Origin of the sequence: Chryseobacterium sp. MEBOG06, from assembly GCF_021869765.1 — a bacterium.
GTDB lineage: Bacteria > Bacteroidota > Bacteroidia > Flavobacteriales > Weeksellaceae > Chryseobacterium.
The window spans coordinates 4110223-4131941 of the sequence record NZ_CP084580.1; the positions used below are offsets into that span (position 1 = coordinate 4110223).

Consider the following 21719-nt stretch of genomic DNA (forward strand, 5'->3'; position numbering starts at 1 on the left):
ATTAATGACCGTAAGAATATCTTACGGTCATTAATTATTCAATAGGATCCGGATGAGATCCATATTATTTTGTTTCTAATAATTCCTTATCGGTAGTCCCGGGTTGATCATACTCGGAATACAACTTCCTACGGTAACACTTTCTTCCAGTGAACAGCTTTCGCCTGGCCCTGCTGTAGAATAGATCACCTTAAGATGATAGGTTCCCAGCCCGTAAGGTCTCATATCCAGCGAATCTTCTGTAGAAATAACGCCGGTATGGGCCGGATCGTTCAGTTTGGTCCATTCATACTGTACGGTAGGATTTCCAAAAAAACCTGCCGAACTTAAGGTATACGAAGCGGGATCTGTATTGTTAAATCGGGTACAGCTCCAGTCCTGGCCTGCAAACCCCGAAAAGAGTCCGGGATCGTATGGAGCAAAACTCATATTGGTATTATTTCCTCCATCACTGGACTTGGCTCCGAAATGCAATGGTATTCCTGAAGCATCAATATCCTTTATATTGGCAAAATCAAAACTTGAAGCTCCTGCCTCCACATTCAGCAATGCTTTGGTCCCTGGTACTGAACTTACCATCTCCAGTTTGTAGCATGCACTTCCGTTGGCATACAACTGTTCCGTCACTTTTTGGGTTTTACCTGCCTGTAAGGTATACTTTTTAGCTCCGGTTAAAATCAGTTCTTTAAACTGATTGTCCCCGTTTATGATGGTGTTTCCTTTCAGAGTCATGGTATTGTACCCTACAGTTCCGGTACCATCATCGCCAAGGGCTGCACTCCCATTATTTTCGAAGGTCACATTGTGATACTGCTGTCCTGCGTAAGGCAAAAGTTGGCAGCTTCCATTCCCGGTAAAACGGATATGGGAAGTACCTGCATTTAATGTTAATAATGTTGATGTTGCAGAAAAAACACCGCTGTTGATTGACGTTACGGTAAATTCAGAACTTCCCAAATTAAGTGTTCTGGGCTTGGATCCGGAATTCGCATTATATCCTCCTACCAGTACTTTATGGTTATTTGTTGTAAATACTCCGGCATTATGCCATAGAGTTCCGAAAGTCAGTGCATAGTCATCCACTAAGCTTATTGAAGCTTCTTCCTCAAAATACACATCATCAACACGTATTGAAACTCCGTTACTGATGATCGTTTTAGGAGTATTGGTATTACGATAATACATGTACACACTCCATACTTCCATACCGGTCTGCCATTCGGAAGATCCATAGATGTTAATCGGGTTAAGCGTACTTGCACTTTTGAAAACAGGAGGTACTGTACTTCCCGCAAAGGTAATATTCCTCATATTGGCAGGTGCATTCACCGTAATGGTCTTACTGGCTGAAGTAAAGCCTGATCCTGTATTAAAGAAAACATCATCTTTAGGTCCCGGGACACAGTATCCACCTGTTCCTCCGCTTGTGGCAGACCAATGCGTTCTGTCATTCCAGTTACCGCTTCCTCCGACCCAGTATAAAGTCTTTCCCGGTGAAGCAGGAAAGGTCCAGCCTGTATTGTTTCCATTATCTGCGGACTCCAGGGCAATGAATTGTGCCCCCCCAGAAGCCTGAATATCTTTAAGCATGACCCCTGAAACATCAATCGTTACTCCGGGCGCTGCGATAAGTTTTGCCTGGATTCCGGCGGTGGATGAGCTAATGCTCATACGTTCACCACAGTCAGGAATATGGGCAGACAGTTTGGTGGTTACTGTTTGCGCAGCACTACCATCTAAAGTATAAGTCTTTCCCTCTGCCAGAACCAGTTCACCAATCTCATTGTCTTTGATCAGCTTTCCGTTGCCTTTCATGGTGATCCGGTTGTAATAGACCTTGCCTGTCTGATCATACCCCAGGTTACCTTCCAGTCCCGGCTTTTCGAAACTTATATAATGATAATGCTGGCCGGCATACGGTTTGACGCTGGGATATCCTGTAACACCGGTAAAGTGAATATGAGACGTTCCGGCATTAATAGTAAGCACAGGAGAGTCGGCAGAAAAATTCCCATCGTACATAGGACCTGTTATATAAAAATCTGAACTGCCTATATTCAATGTTCTGGGATTGCCCCCGATATCCCCGAAGTAGCTCATTGCCGTTACGTTATGGTTGTTGGTATTAAAGGTACCCGCCGAATGGGTTATTTTACCGGAAACAGAAAAGTTATCCAGCAGACTCATTGAGGTTACTTCTTCAAAATAAACATTATCTGTACCTATGGAAACACCATTACTGGTGATCGTTTTGGGGCTGTTGCTGTTCCGGTAATAGATATACACACTGCTCATCTCCATACCTGCCTGCCAAACGGAAGATCCATAGATATTAATCGGGTTAGCAGTACTTACACTTTTAAAAATCGGAGCTACTGCACTTCCTGAGAAAGTGATATCTCGCATATTCGCCGGAACGTTGACGGTAACCGTTTTACCGGCCGCAGTAAAGCCGGAATTCACATCAAAAAAGACATCGTCTTTAGGACCGGGAACACAAGCTCCTCCGGATCCGGAAGAACTCAGAGACCAATGGGTGACGTCATTCCAATTTCCACTCCCCCCTACCCAGTATAAGGTCTTGGCAGCAGAAGCAGGAAATATCCAGCCTGTATTATTTCCATTATCCACAGATTGTACAGCGGTAAATACAGCGCCTCCTGAAGCATTGATATCTTTGATCACCGCTCCGGAAACATCGATCACCGTTCCTGAAGCAGCCTCCAGCTTTGCCTGAGTTCCGGCTGATGAAGAAGCAATCGTAATCTGTCCGCCACAGGTGGAAGGGTGGGCTGAAAAACGGGTGGCCACCATTTGTGTTTTGCCTGCTTCCAGACTGTAGGTTTTGTCTTCAGCAAACAAGAGCTCTCTAAACTCATTATCACTTACCAGTATCCCATCATCTTTAAATTCTACACGGTTATAATACACTTTTCCGGTCGGATTAAAATATCCAAGAGTAGCAGTTCCGTTATTTTCAAAAGTCACATTATAATAATGCTGACCTGCGTATGGCAAGAGCTTACAATTTCCATTCCCGGTAAAACGGATATGGGAAGTACCTGCATTTAATGTTAATAATGTTGATGTTGCAGAAAAAATACCGCTGTTGATTGACGTTACGGTAAATTCAGAACTTCCCAAATTAAGTGTTCTGGGCTTGGATCCGGAATTCGCATTATATCCTCCTACCAGTACTTTATGGTTATTTGTTGTAAATACTCCGGCATTATGCCATAGAGTTCCGAAAGTCAGTGCATAGTCATCCACTAAGCTTATTGAAGCTTCTTCCTCAAAATACACATCATCAACACGTATTGAAACTCCGTTACTGATGATCGTTTTAGGAGTATTGGTATTACGATAATACATGTACACACTCCATACTTCCATACCGGTCTGCCATTCGGAAGATCCATAGATGTTAATCGGGTTAAGCGTACTTGCACTTTTGAAAACAGGAGGTACTGTACTTCCCGCAAAGGTAATATTCCTCATATTGGCAGGTGCATTCACCGTAATGGTCTTACTGGCTGAAGTAAAGCCTGATCCTGTATTAAAGAAAACATCATCTTTAGGTCCCGGGACACAGTATCCACCTGTTCCTCCGCTTGTGGCAGACCAATGCGTTCTGTCATTCCAGTTACCGCTTCCTCCGACCCAGTATAAAGTCTTTCCCGGTGAAGCAGGAAAGGTCCAGCCTGTATTGTTTCCATTATCTGCGGACTCCAGGGCAATGAATTGTGCCCCCCCAGAAGCCTGAATATCTTTAAGCATGACCCCTGAAACATCAATCGTTACTCCGGGCGCTGCGATAAGTTTTGCCTGGATTCCGGCGGTGGATGAGCTAATGCTCATACGTTCACCACAGTCAGGAATATGGGCAGACAGTTTGGTGGTTACTGTTTGCGCAGCACTACCATCTAAAGTATAAGTCTTTCCCTCTGCCAGAACCAGTTCACCAATCTCATTGTCTTTGATCAGCTTTCCGTTGCCTTTCATGGTGATCCGGTTGTAATAGACCTTGCCTGTCTGATCATACCCCAGGTTACCTTCCAGTCCCGGCTTTTCGAAACTTATATAATGATAATGCTGGCCGGCATACGGTTTGACGCTGGGATATCCTGTAACACCGGTAAAGTGAATATGAGACGTTCCGGCATTAATAGTAAGCACAGGAGAGTCGGCAGAAAAATTCCCATCGTACATAGGACCTGTTATATAAAAATCTGAACTGCCTATATTCAATGTTCTGGGATTGCCCCCGATATCCCCGAAGTAGCTCATTGCCGTTACGTTATGGTTGTTGGTATTAAAGGTACCCGCCGAATGGGTTATTTTACCGGAAACTGAAAAATCATCCAGCAGACTCATTGAGGTTACTTCTTCAAAATAAACATTATCTGTACCTATGGAAACACCATTACTGGTGATCGTTTTGGGGCTGTTGCTGTTCCGGTAATAGATATACACACTGCTTATCTCCATACCTGCCTGCCAAACGGAAGATCCATAGATATTAATCGGGTTAGCAGTACTTACACTTTTAAAAATCGGAGCTACTGCACTTCCTGAGAAAGTGATATCTCGCATATTCGCCGGAACGTTGACGGTAACCGTTTTACTGGCCGCAGTAAAGCCGGAATTCACATCAAAAAAGACATCGTCCGTCTGTCCGGGTACAACCAAAGGGATTCCTGAACCTCCTGAAGAAGTACGCCAGTGGCTGATATCACTCCAGTTTCCGCTTCCCCCTACCCAATAATAATTGGCAGCAAATCCCTTCATCGAAAATAAAAAGAAGAAGAGGAATAGCAGGTATTTAAAATTTTGTTTTTGTTTTATCATCATGAAAATCCATTAATTAAAGTTAATATGCTTGTTAACAGATTATTACTTGACCACAAAAACGACATTCATGTAGGTAGGTTTGCTTGTATCCGCTGTACTTAGAACGCTGTAAGTTAATTTGCCTGCAGCATCAATTGCCACGTTCTCAAAAATGGAAGTATCATACCAGGTGACATAGTATTCCAATGCATTGGCTGCATAAACAGGAATACTGCCTGATGCACCGGTACTGCTAGCCATAGGGGTAGAAAACTGTCCCGTATAATTGGTATACAAATCTATCGTTTCTGTCGTTCCTGAAGAAACCGCAGTATTGATAGGAATGGAAGGGGAATAAAAGAACTTAGGAGCATTAACGAGTACCGGTTCCCATTTATCGGTAGCATCTTTCCAGTACCAATATCCTGGTCCTGTAACATCTTTAACAGAAGCAGTAGATGCCGAGGTACTGTAGACTAAGGTTCCGGATTTAAGTCCGGTAGTATCGATGGATTCGATATCATTTCCTGAGAGTTGAGGGAAAGCAATCCCTGCTTTGGTTCCGGACGTGTATCCGGCAGGCAGAGCAACATCTAAAGTAGCTTTCGGACTTGTGGTATTTACACCGACCTGCGCAAATCCAAGACTGGAGATCAGTAAAAAAAAGAGTACATTTTTTCTTTTCATTATTCTTTGTTTTTTTTAATAATATAAGATCAGGATTATTGCTCAATCATTTCTTTCTAAATCATTGAACCTGGATCATATTGACCGCAAACATATAGGGATACAAAGCATTGTACAAGAAAATGGCTGTTATTATTCGCGAATAGTAACAGCCATTTTTTCTTAACTTACTCTAAGACAATTGCTTAAAAAAAACACCATTTTTAATAATTTCTTAAGGGTAATCCGGGATTGATCATGCTTGGTATGCATTTTTTGACAGTAATACTCTCCTCAACCACACAGTAATCACCTGATCCTGCGGTAGAATAGGTAACTTTAATATGATAAACCCCGTAACCGAAAGGCCTCATATCCAAAGAATCTTTGGTAGAGATGATCCCAGTATGTGCCGGATCATCAATCTTCGTCCACTCATAAACAGTTGAAGGATTTCCATAAAACCCTGCTGAACTTAATGTATAGGAAGAGGGATTACTGTTGTTGAATCCGGCACAGCTCCAGTTCTGTCCTGCAAACCCTGAAAAAGAACCCGGGCTATATGGGTCGAAAATAATATTATTATTATTTCCTGTATTCGAAGATTTACTTCCAAAATGTAACGGTTCTCCGGAAGCATTGATATCTTTTACATTCGCAAAGTCAAAATTTGCAGATGGTGTCTGTACGTTTAAATTTGCCTGTGTTCCACCTGTGGAACTTTTTAAAAATAGTATAAAACAAGAATTTCCACTGGCATACAGATGATCGGTAACAGCCTGTGTCTTTCCAGATTCCAAGGCATACGTTCTTCCAGCCATTAAAATCAACTCTTTGATCTCATTGTCCATCATTAATTTTCCATCGCCTTTAAACTCTACGTGATTATAATATACTTTGTCGGATTGCTCTTTTCCCAATTGACCGGACGTACTACTTTCTTCAAAGCTCACATTATTGAATGTCTGCCCTGTATAAGGATCTACCAAGCTATTTCCTCCTGTAAAATGTAGAGAAGATGTACCTGCATTTAGTATAAGCCCAGAAGCATTTGATGAAAAAGCCCCATTATCACCGCTAATATAAAGTTCTGAGCTTCCCAGATTAGCTATTTTGGGTCTTGCTTTAAAATAATTCGCAAAATATCCGGCCCCAAGAGTTACGGTGTGGTCATTTGTATTCCATGTTCCGACATGATGCCTAATTTTGCCCAGAGCTGAGAAATCATCCAGTAAGCTTACAGAACTTTCTTCATCAAAATATACATCCCCCATGACTGAAGCTCCATTACTTTTTATAGTTTTCGGTGTACTGGTATTGCGGTAATATACTGAGCCAATGCCTACTGTCATTCCGGACTGCCATTCAGATGATCCGTAAATATTAAGTTCTTTGCCATTGCCACTCAAGGTTGGTACAACAGTACTTCCTGAAAAGATTATGTTTTGACAATTGGCTGTTACATTCAGAGTAACGGTCTTACTTGAACCACTAAAACCTGAATCAGCATCAAAAAATACATTATCAAAAGGCCCGGGTATACAAAATCCCCCCAATCCGCCACTTGCAGGTGACCAATGTGCCTTATCATTCCAGCTGCCACTTCCACCTACCCAATACAGATTCTGAACAGCAGAAGTTGAAAAATTCCAGCCTGTGTTGTTACCTCCGTCGGCAGAACCGGATGTAGTAAATACAGCTCCTCCTGATGCATCTATATCTCTGATGATTACTCTTGAAATATCCATAGCTACGCCATGCGCTGCAACGAGTCTTGCCTGGGTACCGGATGTTGAGGAATTGATCATGATCCAATCCCCGCAATCAGAAGCGTGAGCTACCAATGAAGAAGTGATGGTCTGAGTGGAGGTATCCTGCAAACTGTATGTTTTTCCTTCTGCAAAAATCAGATCACTGATTTGACTGTCGCCAATAAAACTTCCATCGCCCCTGAATTCTACACGGTTATAATATGCCTTAGCCGTTTGATACTGCCCCAGCATTCCGGTAGTTCCTGCTTCAAAGGTTACATTATAAAAAGTCTGGTCCTTATAGGGACTCATTACAGGTGTTGTCCCTAAAAAATGAATATGAGAGGTCCCGGCATTCACTGTAATGGCGGTCGAGCTGTTTGTAGAAAAACTACCTCCACTGCTTCTTGAAATATAGAAGTCTGAACTTCCCATATTAAGAACTCTCAATCTTGTTCCGGAATCTCCGTAATAGCTTCCAAGTGTAAGCTTATAGTTATTGGTATTAAGTGTTCCTGCATTATGAAATAAGGCACCTGCTACCGTTAAGTTGTCCAAAAGGCTTATAGAATTTTCTTCATCAAAGAATACGTTATCACCCACCATAGACACTCCATTGGCTTTCACAGTCTTATTCTCTCTGCTATTTCTGTAATATACAGACATGATGCCCACAGACATTCCCATCTGCCATTCTGAAGATCCGTAAATATTGAGTTCTTTACCGGACCCTCTTAAGGCAGGTGCAACAGCACTTCCGGAAAAAGTGATATCATGACAGTTGGCCGTCACATTAATGGTTACCATTTTAGAAGCAGAAGTAAACCCCGACTGGCTGTCAAAAAAAACATTGTCGGTAGGTCCAGGCATACAGTATCCGCCGGGTCCGCCACTGGTCTGGGACCAGTGTCCTTTATCATCCCAGTTACCGCTACCGCCTACCCAGTATAAATTCTGGCTGGCTGAAACCGGAAAGTTCCATCCTGTGTTGTTACCGCTGTCAACTGATTTTACGGCTGTAAATGCGGCACCCCCCGAGGCATCAATGTCTCTGATAATAACTCCCGAAACATCAATATCGACTCCGGCGTCAGCCACGATACCAGCCTGCGTTCCGGACAGTGAGGAATTGATCATAATCCAGGCACCGCAATCCGGTGTATGAGCTTTCAGCGAAGAGGTAATGGTTTGTGTCGCATTATTCTGCAGACTGTATGTTTTACCTTTTGAAAGGATCAGTTCTTTGATCTCATTATCTCTGGTAAGCTTTCCGTCACCTTTAAACTCCACCCGGTTATAATATACTTTATCCGTCTGGCTGAGTCCCAAACTGGATTTGAGTCCGCTGTTTTCAAAGGTTACATTATAGAATATCTGTCCTTCATAAGGATCTAATGTTGTATTATTTCCGGAAAGAATGATTCCGGAAGTTCCGGAATTCAACACGAGTAACGGGGTTCTTGAAGAAAAAGTTCCTGAAATATAGAACTCCGAACTTCCCATGGTAAGGGTTCTGGTCTTAGTTCCTGAATTTCCGATATAGCTTCCTAAGGTTACCTTATAATTACCGGAGATAAAGGTTCCTGCATTATGCTGTAAATTTCCGGAAACCGAAAAATCATCAGCCAGGCTGATGCTATTTTCTTCATAAAAGAATACATTGGAAGCAGTAACTGAAACACTGTTACTTTTGATGGTCTTTGGAGTATTTTTGTTCCGGTAATAAATGGAAGTTACGGCAACTGACATGCCCGCCTGCCACTCGGATGATCCGTAGATATTCAGTTCTTTACCGTTCCCGGTCAAAGCCGGAGCAACTCCGCTTCCTGAAAACTTAATATTGTAGCAGTTGGCCGTCACATTCAGTGTAATTGTTTTGCTGGCCAATGTAAAACCGGAATTAGAATCAAAAAAGACATTATCTGTAGGCCCGGGAACTACCGTAGGCAATGCTGTACCGCCGGAAACGGTACGCCAGTGTCCGATATCACTCCAGTTTCCACTTCCTCCTACCCAGTAGTAATTGGCTGCTAAAGCTTTTACTGACCAACAAAACAGCATGAGAAGTGAAATGACAGACTTAAAAATATATTTTCGTTTTTTCATAAGGTACAATCTAATTGTTAGTAAATTATCCCACGTGAGTTTTTCACGACAGTATTGGAAATACTTATTGTATGAATCACTTTTCTCTGGTAACACAATATTTTTTTGTGGCAGGTTTCTGCGACCAAAAGAATTCATCAGATCCTGACTCAAAAACAGAAGCCGATTAAAGCTATTTTTTCATCTTATTTTACTTTTAAAAGTGCATCATAAAATGAGAATGCTGAAAATAAATATTGTTTTTTCACAACCTATCGGCACTGTTTTTAAGGGGCTGCAAAACTAACCTGAAAAGATGGGATATACAAGGAAAAGGCTGTCACTATTCAGGAATAATGACAGCCTTTATCAAACAACAAAACACTGAAAAACAGAACCATACATTCCAAAACAGGATAACAAATCAAATCAAGACCATTTCTTTAATTTTGAGAATTACCACTAATAAATTTTCATAAAATTTATAAATAAGATGAAAAAAATACATCTTTTACGGGTACTTTTTTCAGCTGTTTTTTCATTGCTGACCCCTTTCTTCTAAAAACGAAGCTAAAGAAACGAAAGTCAGAAAATATTTGGATGAAAATCAAAGGATTTACAGCTTTTTAAAAAAGAAGCTTTGCTTAGAAAAAATTTATTTTTTTAAGGTTTTACATTATATTTGTCAGATCATTTAACTTCACAAAAACTTAAAATATGAAATTCGGACAGGTAGAAGATCCTTCAGCAATAGATTTTACGTTACCAAAAGATCATTCCAGAACCAAAGAAATTTTAAGTCAAAATAAAAAAGGCTTAGAGAATATTTCCATAGGATGTGCTAAATGGAATAAAACAGATCTTAAAGGATTTTATCCTAAAGGAACGAAAGATGAACTGACCTATTATGCCACTCAGTTTAATTCTATTGAACTGAATGCTACATTCTACGGAATGCCTACTCCTGATCAGGTAAAAACGTGGAAGGAGAAAACTCCCGAAAATTTTAAATTTTTCCCTAAAATCACCAATACGGTTTCTCACTTCAGAAGACTGATTGATGTAACGGATCCGGTTACCCATTTCGCTTCAGCAGTGATTAATTTTGATGAAAAGCTGGGGATGGCCTTTCTTCAGCTTCATGATAATTTCAAGCCTAAAGACTATGACAGGCTGGAAAAATTTGTAAAAGAATGGCCCAAAGAAGTACCTCTGGCTATAGAGCTTAGAAATACGGAATGGTTTACCAACGAAGAAATCCTTAATACAACCTGTGAGCTTTTTGAAGCCCATCATATTACCAATATCATTGTAGATACAGCAGGAAGAAGAGATATGCTTCACATGCGCCTTACGACCCCCAACGCGTTCATCCGCTATGTAGGGGCGAATGCAGAAAGCGATTATAAAAGACTGGATGACTGGATGAAGCATTTAACAAAATGGAAAAAAGAAGGTCTTCAAAATCTGTACTTTTTTGTACACCAGAATATAGAAAAAGCTTCCCCTCTGCTATCGGCCTATTTCATCAAGAAGATGAACCAGGAATGGAAAACCGATATTCATATTCCACAAATGGCAACTGAAAGTACAGGAACTCTTTTTTAAAAGAATTAGACCCTACTTAAAGGGCAATACCTATTTAATAATTTACCTTCAAAAAATATAAATCCTTTTCATAGCAGAAAAATGTCTACATTAGAGTATACCTTATTTCACTAATAGGGTATGTTTTAAAATAAATATGATGGAAAAGGAAATTTGCAAAATCAGTATTACCAGCAGCTGGCTTGGTGATGAATATACTTTTTATGATAACTCTAAGATAAAAAGAGTATATGACAATCACAGCCTGAATTCTAACAGAATTGAATGGCTGGAACCTCAGCAGATCAGCAAACAGAATAAAGACAGGCTGGTAAGAAGCTGCCCGGAAGAATTTAAGGAACAGATCATGCAGATCCTGAATTATCCTTAGTAAAAAATGATAGGTAATGAGAAGTATAAAAACAATTCATTACCTATATAATATATTATTTTGTCTTATTTTTTTTCAGCAGAAGTGCGAGATTAAGAAATAAAAGCAGAAAGTCTAAAGTAATCCAGATCCCCAGTTTTGTATTCTCATAATTATAGGCATCCACCTGTTTTTTTGCCGCTTCGGAAAGCTTCATACTCTGATTGATATAATTCTGTACTTCTACAATCTGATCAATATTTTTATTGGGCACAGAGTGTTGGGAAAAGTAGACAAGGTTCTTTTTCCCAAGATATCCTGCGATCCAGTATTCATCAGACTTATCCATTTTAAGATATTCTATTCTGTAATATTCCGGACGTATTTTACCAATGTGCTTCGGTTCCAGCGTTGTTGTTTTATCTGTCTTGCTTACATTAATAAGATAAAAATCGAGGGTCTGCGGAAGTTTATTGACTACCTGCAGTCCAACGGAATTGGCTACAAATGCAACAGCACTTTTCTTAATAAACCAATAGGTAAAAACAGAGATCGAAGAAACTACGGTTACAATGCGAAACAGCTTGGCCCATTTTGCTATAGGCCCCGATTTTACCTTGAATAGAACCAAGGAAAAGATAGAAGCGAGAAATATTATAAAAATAATCAGTGTCATATTCTACAAAGATACTTCTTCTCTGTATTTTATCTATATTTGCCACCAAATTTTAACTTAAACTAACCATGAAAAAAACACTTTCAGGACTTATTTTGTTTAGTATAGCTTCATTTTATGCACAGGTAAAATTCGAAAAAGGGTATATTATAGACCAGAATAATGTAAAAAAAGAGGTTCTCATCAAAAATAAAGGATGGGTAAGCAATCCTGACAATTTCGTTTTCAAAACAGATGAGAATTCAGCCGAAGATAAAGGAACGCCATCTACAATCAAGGAATTCGGGATCTATAACGACTCCAAATATGTTACCTATAATGGAAATATCGACTACTCATCTGATGACATTTCCAGTTTTTCCAACACCAAAGAACCTAAGTTCGTCAAAAGCTCAGTATTCCTGAAAGAGCTTGTTGCCGGAAATAAAAATTTATACACCTACAAAGGTCATATTACAAGGTATTTCTATTCAGAATCAGATTCAACCATTCAACCTTTGATTTATAAAAAATATTTCTTTAACGGAAACAGCTCTCAGGTTGCTACCAATGAACAGTATCTTGATCAGTTAAAAACTATTTTTGCGGATAACACCAATGCTCAGTCTTTAGTAAACAAAACACAGTATACAGCTTCCAGCTTAACGAAAATATTTAAAACTTATAATGGTGAAAATTCTGACGGATCAACAGCTCAGAACAGCGACCAGTCTTTCACTGAAACTAAAAAGAAGCCAAAATTCAACCTTAGTATCAGACCGGGGATTAATTTTTATGCGCCATTGGAGTTGAAGGAATCTTACCGCAATCCCGGTTTCCCTTCAAAATCTAACTTCAGAATTGGTGTGGAAGCAGAATTGGTTTTACCGTTTAATAAGAATAAATGGTCTGTGATCCTTGAGCCTACCTATGCTCAGTATACCAATAAAAAAACAACTATCCGCACAGATGATAATCTGTATAATATGACAATGGACAGCTATTCTTTTATTAGTATTCCTGTAGGGATAAGATATTCTATGTTTTTGAATGAAAAATCAAAAATCTTCGTTAATGTCGCTACCAATGTATTGAATGTAAGAACAAGTTCATCAGCTTCAATAGATGTGGATTACGATAATGCTGTATTTGATAAGATTGCTCTTGCTTCCACTCAAAGCTTCAGAGGTATGTCTCTTGGGGCAGGATTCAATTATCATAACAAATTCAGTGTAGAGGCAAGATTTAGCAGCAGCACAAACATCCTTTATAAGGACCTTCCTCACGCAGATCTTAAATCTTTCTCTTTAATCCTGGGATATAATATTTTCTAATCTACATTCCATTCTTTATAAAACTGGTCGAGGAAATTCAGCATATACTGGTGTCTTTCTTCGGCCATTCTTTTTCCTTCCTCAGTATTCATCAGATCTTTCAGAAGTAACAATTTTTCGTAAAAATGATTGATGGTAGTCCCGTTGGATTTCTTATATTCTTCTTTAGACATTCCTAAATTAGGTTTTAGAGCAGGATCATACATCAGGTTATTTTTGAATCCTCCAAAGTTGAATGTTCTGGCAATTCCAATAGCACCTATGGCGTCAATACGGTCTGCATCCTGTACAATTTTAAGTTCAATGGATGGATTTTCCGGAGCCTGGCTTCTGTTTTTGAATGAGATATTCTCAATCACAAATAAGACCTTTTGAATGATTTCTTCTGAAACATTCTGGCTTTCCAGGAACTCTCTTGAGATTTTTGGGGCAATGGTTTCGTCTCCGTTATGAAATTTAGGGTCTGCGATATCATGTAATAATGCAGATAATTCAACTACTTCCCTGTCACAATCTTCTGTTTCTGCAATCTTTGCGGCAAGTTTCCAGACTCTTTCAATATGAAACCAGTCGTGTCCCGCTTCTGCTCCTTCTAATTTTTCTTTTACAAATTCTATTGTTTTGTTAATCGTACTTTTCATTGATCTATCAGTTCATTTAAAATAATATTCCAGAGCTTATGATTGTAGCTTCTAAAAAAATTAACGTGTCCTATTTCTTTTTTATCAGATTCAGAAGTTCTTACCAACCGGTAAGTGGGTTTAAGATTAGGATAAGTATCATTTAGCAAACTCAGCACTCCCTTTTCTGTTAACCAGACGTCATCTTCAGCCCGAATTACGAATACTTTCTGCGTTAAATTCTTAGAATAATCATCAATTTTCTCCAGCAATCTGTTGGTTGATTTCTTGTTTAAAATTAAGGTTCTCCAGTCATATGCACAATTTTTTGGAAGACTTTCTCCGAGTCCAAACCAATGTGCCGGAAAATACCCTAATAATGAAGTGGTTAATGGCTGAACAATTCCAAAACCAAGGTAGGCTTCAATTTTTGTTTTCAATCTAAGATTACCGACAAAGGCATTTTGTGTTCCTACAAAAACAAATTCTTCAAACATTTTAGAGTCCTCATTCATCCCAAGAATAAGCGCACCTACAGAATGTCCCAGACAATACTTTCTGTATTGAGGAAAATTTTGGGTGATATACTGAGTTAATGTTTTATAATCTTTTGAGCCCCAGATTCTCATAGAGCTTTGAAAACCTCTTATCTTTTGGGGTTTGGAAAGCCCTATACCCCTATAATCATAGGTAATAACAGTAAATCCCTGTTTTGCAAAATAATTGGCAAAGGAAAAATAGACCTGCTGCTTCACCCCTGTTGCTGAGTTAATGAGTAATAGTTTTGCATTACTTTTTTCAGGCTGAAAAAGATGGGCAGTCAGAGAAACATGGTCTTCTGTAGTAAGTATTAGTTTTTCCATATTATAAAAGAAAAAATCCACTATAAAAGTGGACATTTTACATTTATTTTTAAGTTAAATTCTGGACTTTCGATATGCCTTCAATAGTTTTAGGAACGGAAATCTGATATTCTCGGTAATCCTGTTTGAGATCCTTTCCCTCCTGATACCCTTGATGATACTTCATTTCCAAATTTCACACATTCTTCAATGGTGTTTCCATGGCAAAGCGCAATAGCAAAGCCTGAGGTAAAAGCATCTCCCATTCCCATCTTATAGACCGTTTCATCTTTATCATTTCTGTAATACTTCATCTCTGTACCGTCAAAATAGATAGTAGAGTTGGTATCATCTCTTACAAAGACCTTATTGAAGTACTTTTTAAGAACGTCTTCTCTTTTCTCCTCGCCAAAAATAATGTACAGTTCGCTGCTTTTAGCTACAATAAAATCAACATTCTCTAAGATTTCTTCGCTGACTCTCATTGCTGGCGAGGCATACAGCCCTACTTTTTTGCCATATTTTTTGGCTTTTCTGATGGTATATTCTACCACTTCCATAGAAACTTCTAGCTGTACCAATACAAGATCTACAGTATGAAAATAGCGGTCTGCTTCGTCTATATGATTCTTATTAAGGTATTTATTGGCGGCAGGCACTACTACAATGGCAGCATTTCCGTGTGAGGTCGTCACATAGGCAGTCCCTGTAGCTTCTTTGTCTGTTTCATATACAAAGCCCACATTTACATTTTCGCCCACCAGATTCCTCATAATCTGCTGACCAAGAGGATCCATTCCTACGCATCCTATAAAATACACGCTTGCTCCCAATCTGGCCGTACCTACAGCCTGATTAGCTCCTTTACCTCCAAAATAGCTGTCTGAATTAACGGCCAAAACCGTTTCATTAGGTAAAGGAAGTTTTTCGGTGTCTAATACCAAATCTATGGATGAGCTTCCTACAACAATAATCCGGGGTTGTTCTGATGAGAAATGCATTGTGTTTTATATTGGCTTTTAAGTTTAATATTTTAAGAAAAATGGTATTTCAAAAGTAACTATTTTTTTATTAACTTATTTCAATAAATTCAGTAATTATCTTTACCGGGGATTGATCTTTATCATAAGCGATATAGCTGGCATAAAAGCCTTCACCATATCCGGTTTCAAAGGCAAATATAGTTCCAGGATGTTCTTCTGAAGGTTTTAGAAAAGCATATTGATCTATAGCTCCGTTTTTATCAAAAAAATGCCCGTGGAAAAATTCTTCATAGATCCCCATGAAATCTCCGCCTTTGCTATTATATAATTTTAGTTCCAGCTCGTTGAGACTGCTTTGAGTATCAACATCCATGAAACATCCCATTCCGCTTTCTACGGGGTATCCAAAGACTTCTCCTTCTGCCAGCTCTTTTACATTCTGCCCCATTGTGGTGGCCAGTTTCCATTCTTTAATTTTTGAATTACTGAATACTATTTCGGCATATGCCACGCAGTTACTATCTCTTTCTTTATGTAACATTACAGAAAAATCTCCTTTCGGAAACTCTGCAGTAAAAGAAAGCATATCATTTGTGATTAATGGATCACAAGCAACCAGCTTTCCACTGGAAAGGTAAATCTTCCCTACTTCAAAACTTTCCAATAACGGACTTTCTACAAAGTCTTTCGAGAATAGTTTTTTTATGTTTTCTAAATGTGTCATTTAATTTATTCTTTATTTTCCGCGTCAGGCTGAATGGAGCTGAAATCTTTTTAATCTCTTGTTCAACATGATCAAAATGATTTTGATTTAACTGATCCCAATAATCATTTATAAGGGCTTCTTTTCTTTCTTCTCCCACCTGTCACTTGTTTCTCAAACGCAGTTGTTTGATTGATGTCATTAAATACATAAAAGAAGACGAGTTCAACTGGTCTTCTTTTATGAGTATAACTTTCAGGAAATCTGCCTGTCTGATACTGAGAAAATCTCAATTCAGCATCACTGATAACTCCTTTATAATAAGACTCATGGAAACATCTTAAAATAGACATGAAATAGTATTTCATCTTATTTTAAAAAGGCTTTTGAACATTCGTTCACAGATTTTACTCTGTGCTCAGCCTGACACTCCAACAAATTAGCCCTAATTTATCTGGATAATCTACAAACTTTTCAGCTTCTCTTCCAAAATCGTAATCTTGTCAAGAGCGTCTTTTTGTTTTTTACGCTCCCCTTCTACTACTTCAGGTTTTGCATTGGCAACAAATTTTTCGTTGGAAAGCTTCTTCTCCACTGAGATTAAGAATCCTTTTAAATATTTCAATTCTTCTTCAGTTTTTATTTTTTCCTCACCTAAGTCAAGGTTTTCACTTAAAGGTATAGAAACTTCAGTTGCTCCTACCAGGAAAGTAAAGCTTGGCTTATCTGTTTTCTGTCCAAAATGGATATCAGAGACATTTGCTAATTTTCTTACTACTGCTTCATTTGCAAATTCAGAAGCATTGGTATATATCTCAACTTCTTCTCTAGGTGAAATTCCTTTTGTCTGACGGTAATTTCTAACTCCGGAAATGAATTCTGCTGCCGTTTCAAAGTTTTTGATGATAGTTTCATCAAATTCTCCTCCTGTTTTCTGCTGAGAAATCATTAACGCTTCTTCAATACTTCTTTCCGAAATAGTCTGCCACAATTCTTCTGTTAAGAAAGGCATAAACGGATGAAGTAATTTCATTAATTCTTCAAATAACGCAATTGTTCTGTTATAAACATCTTTAGAGATTCCTTCACCATAGTTTGGTTTAATCGCCTCAAGATACCAACCGCAAAAATCATCCCAAATTAATTTGTAGATCAAATGAAGAGCATCAGAAATTCTGAACTTCTCAAACTGATCATTAATTTCAACAATCGTTTTGTTTAATTTATTTTCGAACCATTCGATGGTCTGAGTCTCTGTTGGGTTGGCTGGTTTATCTTCGTGGTTCCACATATTGATCAAACGGAACGCATTCCAGATCTTTGTGGCAAAGTTTCTTCCCTGAAGCATTAAGTCTTTATCAAAAAGAAGGTCATTTCCGGCAGCTGAACTTAATAAGATACCAACACGAACTCCATCAGCTCCAAATTCAGAGATTAACTCTAATGGATCTGGAGAGTTTCCTAAAGATTTAGACATCTTTCTTCTCTGGCTGTCTCTTACAATACCTGTAAAATAAACATTTTTGAAAGGAACTTCTTTTCTGTATTCCAATCCGGCCATAATCATTCTGGCTACCCAGAAGAAAATAATATCCGGACCTGTAACAAGGTCAGATGTTGGATAATAGTAGTTGATATCCCTATTTTCAGGGTCAAGTAATCCATCAAATACAGACATCGGCCATAGCCATGATGAAAACCATGTATCTAATGCATCAACATCCTGTCTCAGGCTTTCTACCGTTAATTCCTGATTTCCTGTTTTCTGTATTGCCAGTTCTAAAGCTTCTTCTATAGTTTCAGCTACCACAAAATCTTCATCTCCTATACCGTAATAGTAAGCAGGAATCTGCTGTCCCCACCAAAGCTGGCGGGAAATATTCCAGTCACGAATGTTTTCCATCCAGTGTCTGTAAGTATTTTTGAATTTTTCAGGATAAAACTTCACCTCATCATCCATTACTACATCCAGTGCAGGTTTAGCAATTTCAGACATTTTAAGGAACCATTGTACTGAAATTTTAGGCTCAATTACAGCTCCTGTTCTTTCAGAAGTTCCCACTTTATTTACATAATCCTCAGCTTTTAACAAAAGATCTTTTTCTTCCAGCTCTTTTGCAATCTGCTTTCTTACGTCAAATCTGTTTTTACCGGCATAATGAAGACCATGTTCATTAAGGTTTCCGTCATCATCCAAAGCATCAATCATTTTCAACTGATGTTTTTGTCCGATTTCGTAATCATTGGTATCGTGTGCCGGAGTAATCTTCAAAGCTCCTGTTCCGAATTCAATGTCAACATATTCGTCTTCAATAATTGGGATTACACGGTTTACGATAGGTACTATTACATTTTTACCTTTCAGGTGGGCATATCTTTCATCATTAGGATTGATACATACGGCAGTATCCCCGAAAATAGTTTCAGGACGCGTTGTAGCAACGGAAAGAAATTCTTCTGAACCTTCGATTTTATACTTAAGGAAATATAATTTCCCATTTTGTTCTTTAAATATTACCTCTTCATCTGAAATATTGGTCTTGGCTTCCGGATCCCAGTTTACCATACGGTATCCTCTGTAGATCAACCCTTTATTATATAAATCGACAAAGCTTTTGATAACCTGCTGAGACAATTTATCTTCCATTGTGAAGCGGGTTCTATCCCAATCACATGAACATCCCAGCTTTTTCAACTGCTCAAGGATTGTTCCTCCATATTTATTTGTCCATTCCCAGGCATGTTCCAGGAATTGCTCGCGGGTAATATCTGACTTGCTGACCCCTTCAGACTTCAATTTAGCAACAACTTTAGCTTCAGTAGCAATTGAAGCGTGATCTGTTCCCGGAATCCAGCAGGCATTAAACCCGCGCATTCTTGCACGGCGGACCAGAACATCTTGAATGGTATTGTTCAGCATATGCCCCATGTGTAAGATCCCCGTCACGTTTGGCGGAGGTATTACCACGGTATATGGCGGCTTGTTATTAGGTTCTGAATGAAAATATTTATTTTCCATCCAGAAGTTGTACCATTTTTGTTCTGTTTCCTGTGGATTGTACTTTTCTGAAATCTGCATAAATTCTATTTCTTTGACTTACGATTTGCAAAAATAGTCTAAAGAAAAAAAATTTTAACCATGAATTAAAATAATTTTTAACTTTGTTTCACAAAATTTATCTAACAAACATATTAACATTCAAGAATATGAAGAAATTAATCGCAGGAATTGCATTATTCGGAACATTTGCTCTTGCATCTGCACAAACTATTACCTTTGATAAAACAACTTTTGACTATGGTACTATCAAGCCTAGCTCAGACGGTACAAGATTCTTTACAGTAACAAATTCAGGTGATAAGCCTTTGATCCTTTCAAATGTAAAACCTTCTTGTGGATGTACTACGCCAGAATTTAGCCAGGATCCTATCATGCCTGGAAAATCTGCTAAAATTAAAGTAGGATACAACACTTCTATTCCTGGAGGTTTCAACAAAATGATTGAGGTTTTCTCTAACGACCCTGCAAACAGCAGAAGCGTAATCTACATTAAAGGTAACGTAGATGCTAATGCCCCTGACCCAAAACCATTGACTCCTGCGGAACAGAAAGAAGCTGCTAAAGCTGAGAAAAAAGCGGCAAAAGTAGCTAAAAAGGCTGCCGCAAATTAATCTCTACTCAAAAAAATAAAGGAACCGTCTCTACAGAGGCGGTTTTTTTATTACATTTATATCAGTAATAGACAGCAGATAACATGTTTCAGGGAATGGATCTCTGATTGCATATCATAAAGCATTGAAATTTTCCCGGAACCTATTTATGTTTTAGCTAAAGCCGGGAGGAATTCTAGTTATTTCTGAAAGCGGACTAAATTTTGCTCTTATTAAATCTTAATAATTTAATCTTAAAAAATATATGGACACCAATTTCTCAGATGATTTTAAAGTAAACGGAAAATTCTCAATAAAGAAATCCTCAACTTCATATAAAGGCAAACTCACCAAAGATGAAGGAGCCCAATTATTAATTCAGGAAAAAGAAAAACTGCGTGAATTGCAGGAAAAATTATATGCTGACGGAAGTCAATCTCTTTTAGTCGTTTTACAAGCCATGGATGCTGCCGGAAAAGACAGCATGATAGAACATGTGTTCGGAGGGGTAAACCCACAGGGTTGTAATGTAACCAGCTTTAAAACTCCAAGTCCCAAAGAATATTCTCATGATTTTTTATGGAGACACTATATTGCATTACCCCAAAAAGGGATGATTGGAATTTTCAACCGTTCACATTATGAAAATGTATTGGTATGTAAGGTGCATCCTGAGTATAATTTAAGCGAAAAGACCTGGTCTTCTGTAAAAGAGTTCAATAATGAATTCTGGGAAAACAGGTATGAAAGCATTCGAAATTTTGAAAAACACCTTGCACAAAACGGAACAACCATTGTGAAGATCTTTTTAAATGTCTCTAAGGATGAGCAGAAAAAAAGACTTCTGGACAGAATTAACGAGCAGGAAAAAAACTGGAAATTCTCTGCCGCTGACCTTCCGGAAAGAGCATTATTTGATCAATATATGGAATGTTATGAGACCGCTATCAATGAAACTTCAAAAGATCATGCTCCATGGTATGTACTTCCTGCCGACAACAAATGGTTTGCCAGAGTAGCAGCAGTACAGATCATTATAGACACTTTAGAAAAAATGAATCTGAAATATCCTCAGCTTTCCGATAAAGATAAAGAAGATCTTCAGAAGGCAAAAAAACAACTGGAAAACGAATAGTATAAAGAAAGAGAGAGAATGGAAGTTTGAAGAAAAATAAATCTGTATTTTTAACTTCAAGCTTCTATTTCTTTTGGTAAAAAAATCACGAGAAAATCTATAAGCCGGATTTTGTACTTCCGAAGAAGTGCCTGTTATTTATCTACGCTTTACATTGCTGCAAAGCTTGAGCTGATTACCCCTCGGCTTTCAGGACGAGCCGCCCCTATTTCCATTGCTGAAAAGAACCGATATACTTACCATTGCACCGCAAAGAGTTTACCTGGTTTCACTACAGCCGAACTGTACTTGCTTTCTGTTGCACTTGTCCTACCCTCACGGGTGACGGATGTTATCCGCTTTGCTGCTCTATGGTGTCCGGACTTTCCTACCTCCTGCAAAACAGGAAATCAACAAGCCGATTTTCTCGCGATTGCAAAGATACATAAATTTAAGGAAGGGAAGCTGTAAAACAGGCAAAGAAAGCGGGAAAGACTGAAATACAAATAAGTAAATACGTACGCTGTA

General features: G+C 38.6%; 15 protein-coding genes and 1 other RNA gene. 5 read left to right on the forward strand and 11 right to left on the reverse strand.

The genetic code is table 11. The annotated features are described in order from the left end of the window. Positions 1-75 precede the first annotated feature (75 nt). The 3 genes from LF887_RS18755 to LF887_RS18765 all read right to left on the reverse strand — a co-directional run bounded on the left by LF887_RS18755 (position 76) and on the right by LF887_RS18765 (position 9353). Positions 76-4851 (reverse strand): hypothetical protein, encoded by a 4776-nt coding sequence (locus tag LF887_RS18755; protein ID WP_236855771.1) that lies wholly within the window; start codon positions 4849-4851, stop codon positions 76-78. A gap of 42 nt (positions 4852-4893) precedes the next feature. Then, the gene (locus LF887_RS18760; RefSeq protein ID WP_236855772.1) at positions 4894-5517 is read right to left on the reverse strand and encodes a hypothetical protein; all 624 of its coding nucleotides are present in this window, start codon (positions 5515-5517) and stop codon (positions 4894-4896) included. Between the two features lie 203 nt (positions 5518-5720). After that, positions 5721-9353, reverse strand: coding sequence for a hypothetical protein (locus tag LF887_RS18765; protein WP_236855773.1), 3633 nt, complete (start codon positions 9351-9353; stop codon positions 5721-5723). A 696-nt stretch (positions 9354-10049) separates the two neighbouring features. Here LF887_RS18765 and LF887_RS18770 point away from each other — a divergent pair. Both LF887_RS18770 and LF887_RS18775 read left to right on the forward strand, forming a co-directional pair. Further along, positions 10050-10940 (forward strand): DUF72 domain-containing protein, encoded by an 891-nt coding sequence (locus LF887_RS18770; RefSeq protein ID WP_236855774.1) that lies wholly within the window; start codon positions 10050-10052, stop codon positions 10938-10940. A gap of 136 nt (positions 10941-11076) precedes the next feature. Further along, positions 11077-11310, forward strand: coding sequence for a hypothetical protein (locus LF887_RS18775; RefSeq protein ID WP_236855775.1), 234 nt, complete (start codon positions 11077-11079; stop codon positions 11308-11310). 55 nt (positions 11311-11365) lie between these two features. Here LF887_RS18775 and LF887_RS18780 read toward each other — a convergent pair whose 3' ends face one another. Next, the gene (locus tag LF887_RS18780) at positions 11366-11965 is read right to left on the reverse strand and encodes a hypothetical protein (protein WP_236855776.1); all 600 of its coding nucleotides are present in this window, start codon (positions 11963-11965) and stop codon (positions 11366-11368) included. 68 nt (positions 11966-12033) lie between these two features. On the opposite strand from LF887_RS18780, the gene LF887_RS18785 reads away from it, so the two are divergent. Beyond that, positions 12034-13278 (forward strand): outer membrane beta-barrel protein, encoded by a 1245-nt coding sequence (locus LF887_RS18785; RefSeq protein ID WP_236855777.1) that lies wholly within the window; start codon positions 12034-12036, stop codon positions 13276-13278. Here LF887_RS18785 and LF887_RS18790 read toward each other — a convergent pair. From LF887_RS18790 to LF887_RS18815, 6 genes are all read right to left on the reverse strand, one after another. Next, entirely contained in the window at positions 13275-13919 is a 645-nt protein-coding gene (locus tag LF887_RS18790) for an HD domain-containing protein (protein WP_236855778.1), read from the reverse strand. The two genes, LF887_RS18785 and LF887_RS18790, sit on opposite strands and share 4 nt — an antisense overlap. Next, on the reverse strand, positions 13916-14761 hold the full coding sequence (locus LF887_RS18795; protein WP_236855779.1) for an alpha/beta fold hydrolase: 846 nt from the start codon (positions 14759-14761) through the stop codon (positions 13916-13918). The genes LF887_RS18790 and LF887_RS18795 overlap by 4 nt, the downstream gene beginning before the upstream one ends. Positions 14762-14850: 89 nt before the next feature. Continuing rightward, the gene (locus LF887_RS18800; protein ID WP_236855780.1) at positions 14851-15741 is read right to left on the reverse strand and encodes a ribokinase; all 891 of its coding nucleotides are present in this window, start codon (positions 15739-15741) and stop codon (positions 14851-14853) included. 70 nt (positions 15742-15811) lie between these two features. After that, positions 15812-16447, reverse strand: coding sequence for a DUF4241 domain-containing protein (locus LF887_RS18805; RefSeq protein WP_236855781.1), 636 nt, complete (start codon positions 16445-16447; stop codon positions 15812-15814). A 104-nt stretch (positions 16448-16551) separates the two neighbouring features. After that, positions 16552-16794: a GIY-YIG nuclease family protein gene (locus tag LF887_RS18810; RefSeq protein WP_236855782.1), complete on the reverse strand. Its 243-nt coding sequence runs from the start codon at positions 16792-16794 to the stop codon at positions 16552-16554. A gap of 95 nt (positions 16795-16889) precedes the next feature. Next, positions 16890-19505 carry a valine--tRNA ligase gene (locus LF887_RS18815; RefSeq protein ID WP_236855783.1) on the reverse strand — a complete coding sequence of 872 codons (2616 nt, stop codon included), beginning with the start codon at positions 19503-19505 and terminating at the stop codon, positions 16890-16892. Positions 19506-19633: 128 nt separating this feature from the next. On the opposite strand from LF887_RS18815, the gene LF887_RS18820 reads away from it, so the two are divergent. Both LF887_RS18820 and LF887_RS18825 read left to right on the forward strand, forming a co-directional pair. After that, complete coding sequence (locus LF887_RS18820) at positions 19634-20098, forward strand: DUF1573 domain-containing protein (protein WP_236855784.1); 465 nt, start codon at positions 19634-19636, stop codon at positions 20096-20098. A gap of 244 nt (positions 20099-20342) precedes the next feature. Continuing rightward, positions 20343-21212 (forward strand): polyphosphate kinase 2 family protein, encoded by an 870-nt coding sequence (locus LF887_RS18825; protein ID WP_236855785.1) that lies wholly within the window; start codon positions 20343-20345, stop codon positions 21210-21212. Positions 21213-21296: 84 nt separating this feature from the next. Here LF887_RS18825 and rnpB read toward each other — a convergent pair. Then, positions 21297-21621, reverse strand: an RNA gene (gene rnpB / locus LF887_RS18830) — RNase P RNA component class A. Positions 21622-21719: the final 98 nt, after the last annotated feature.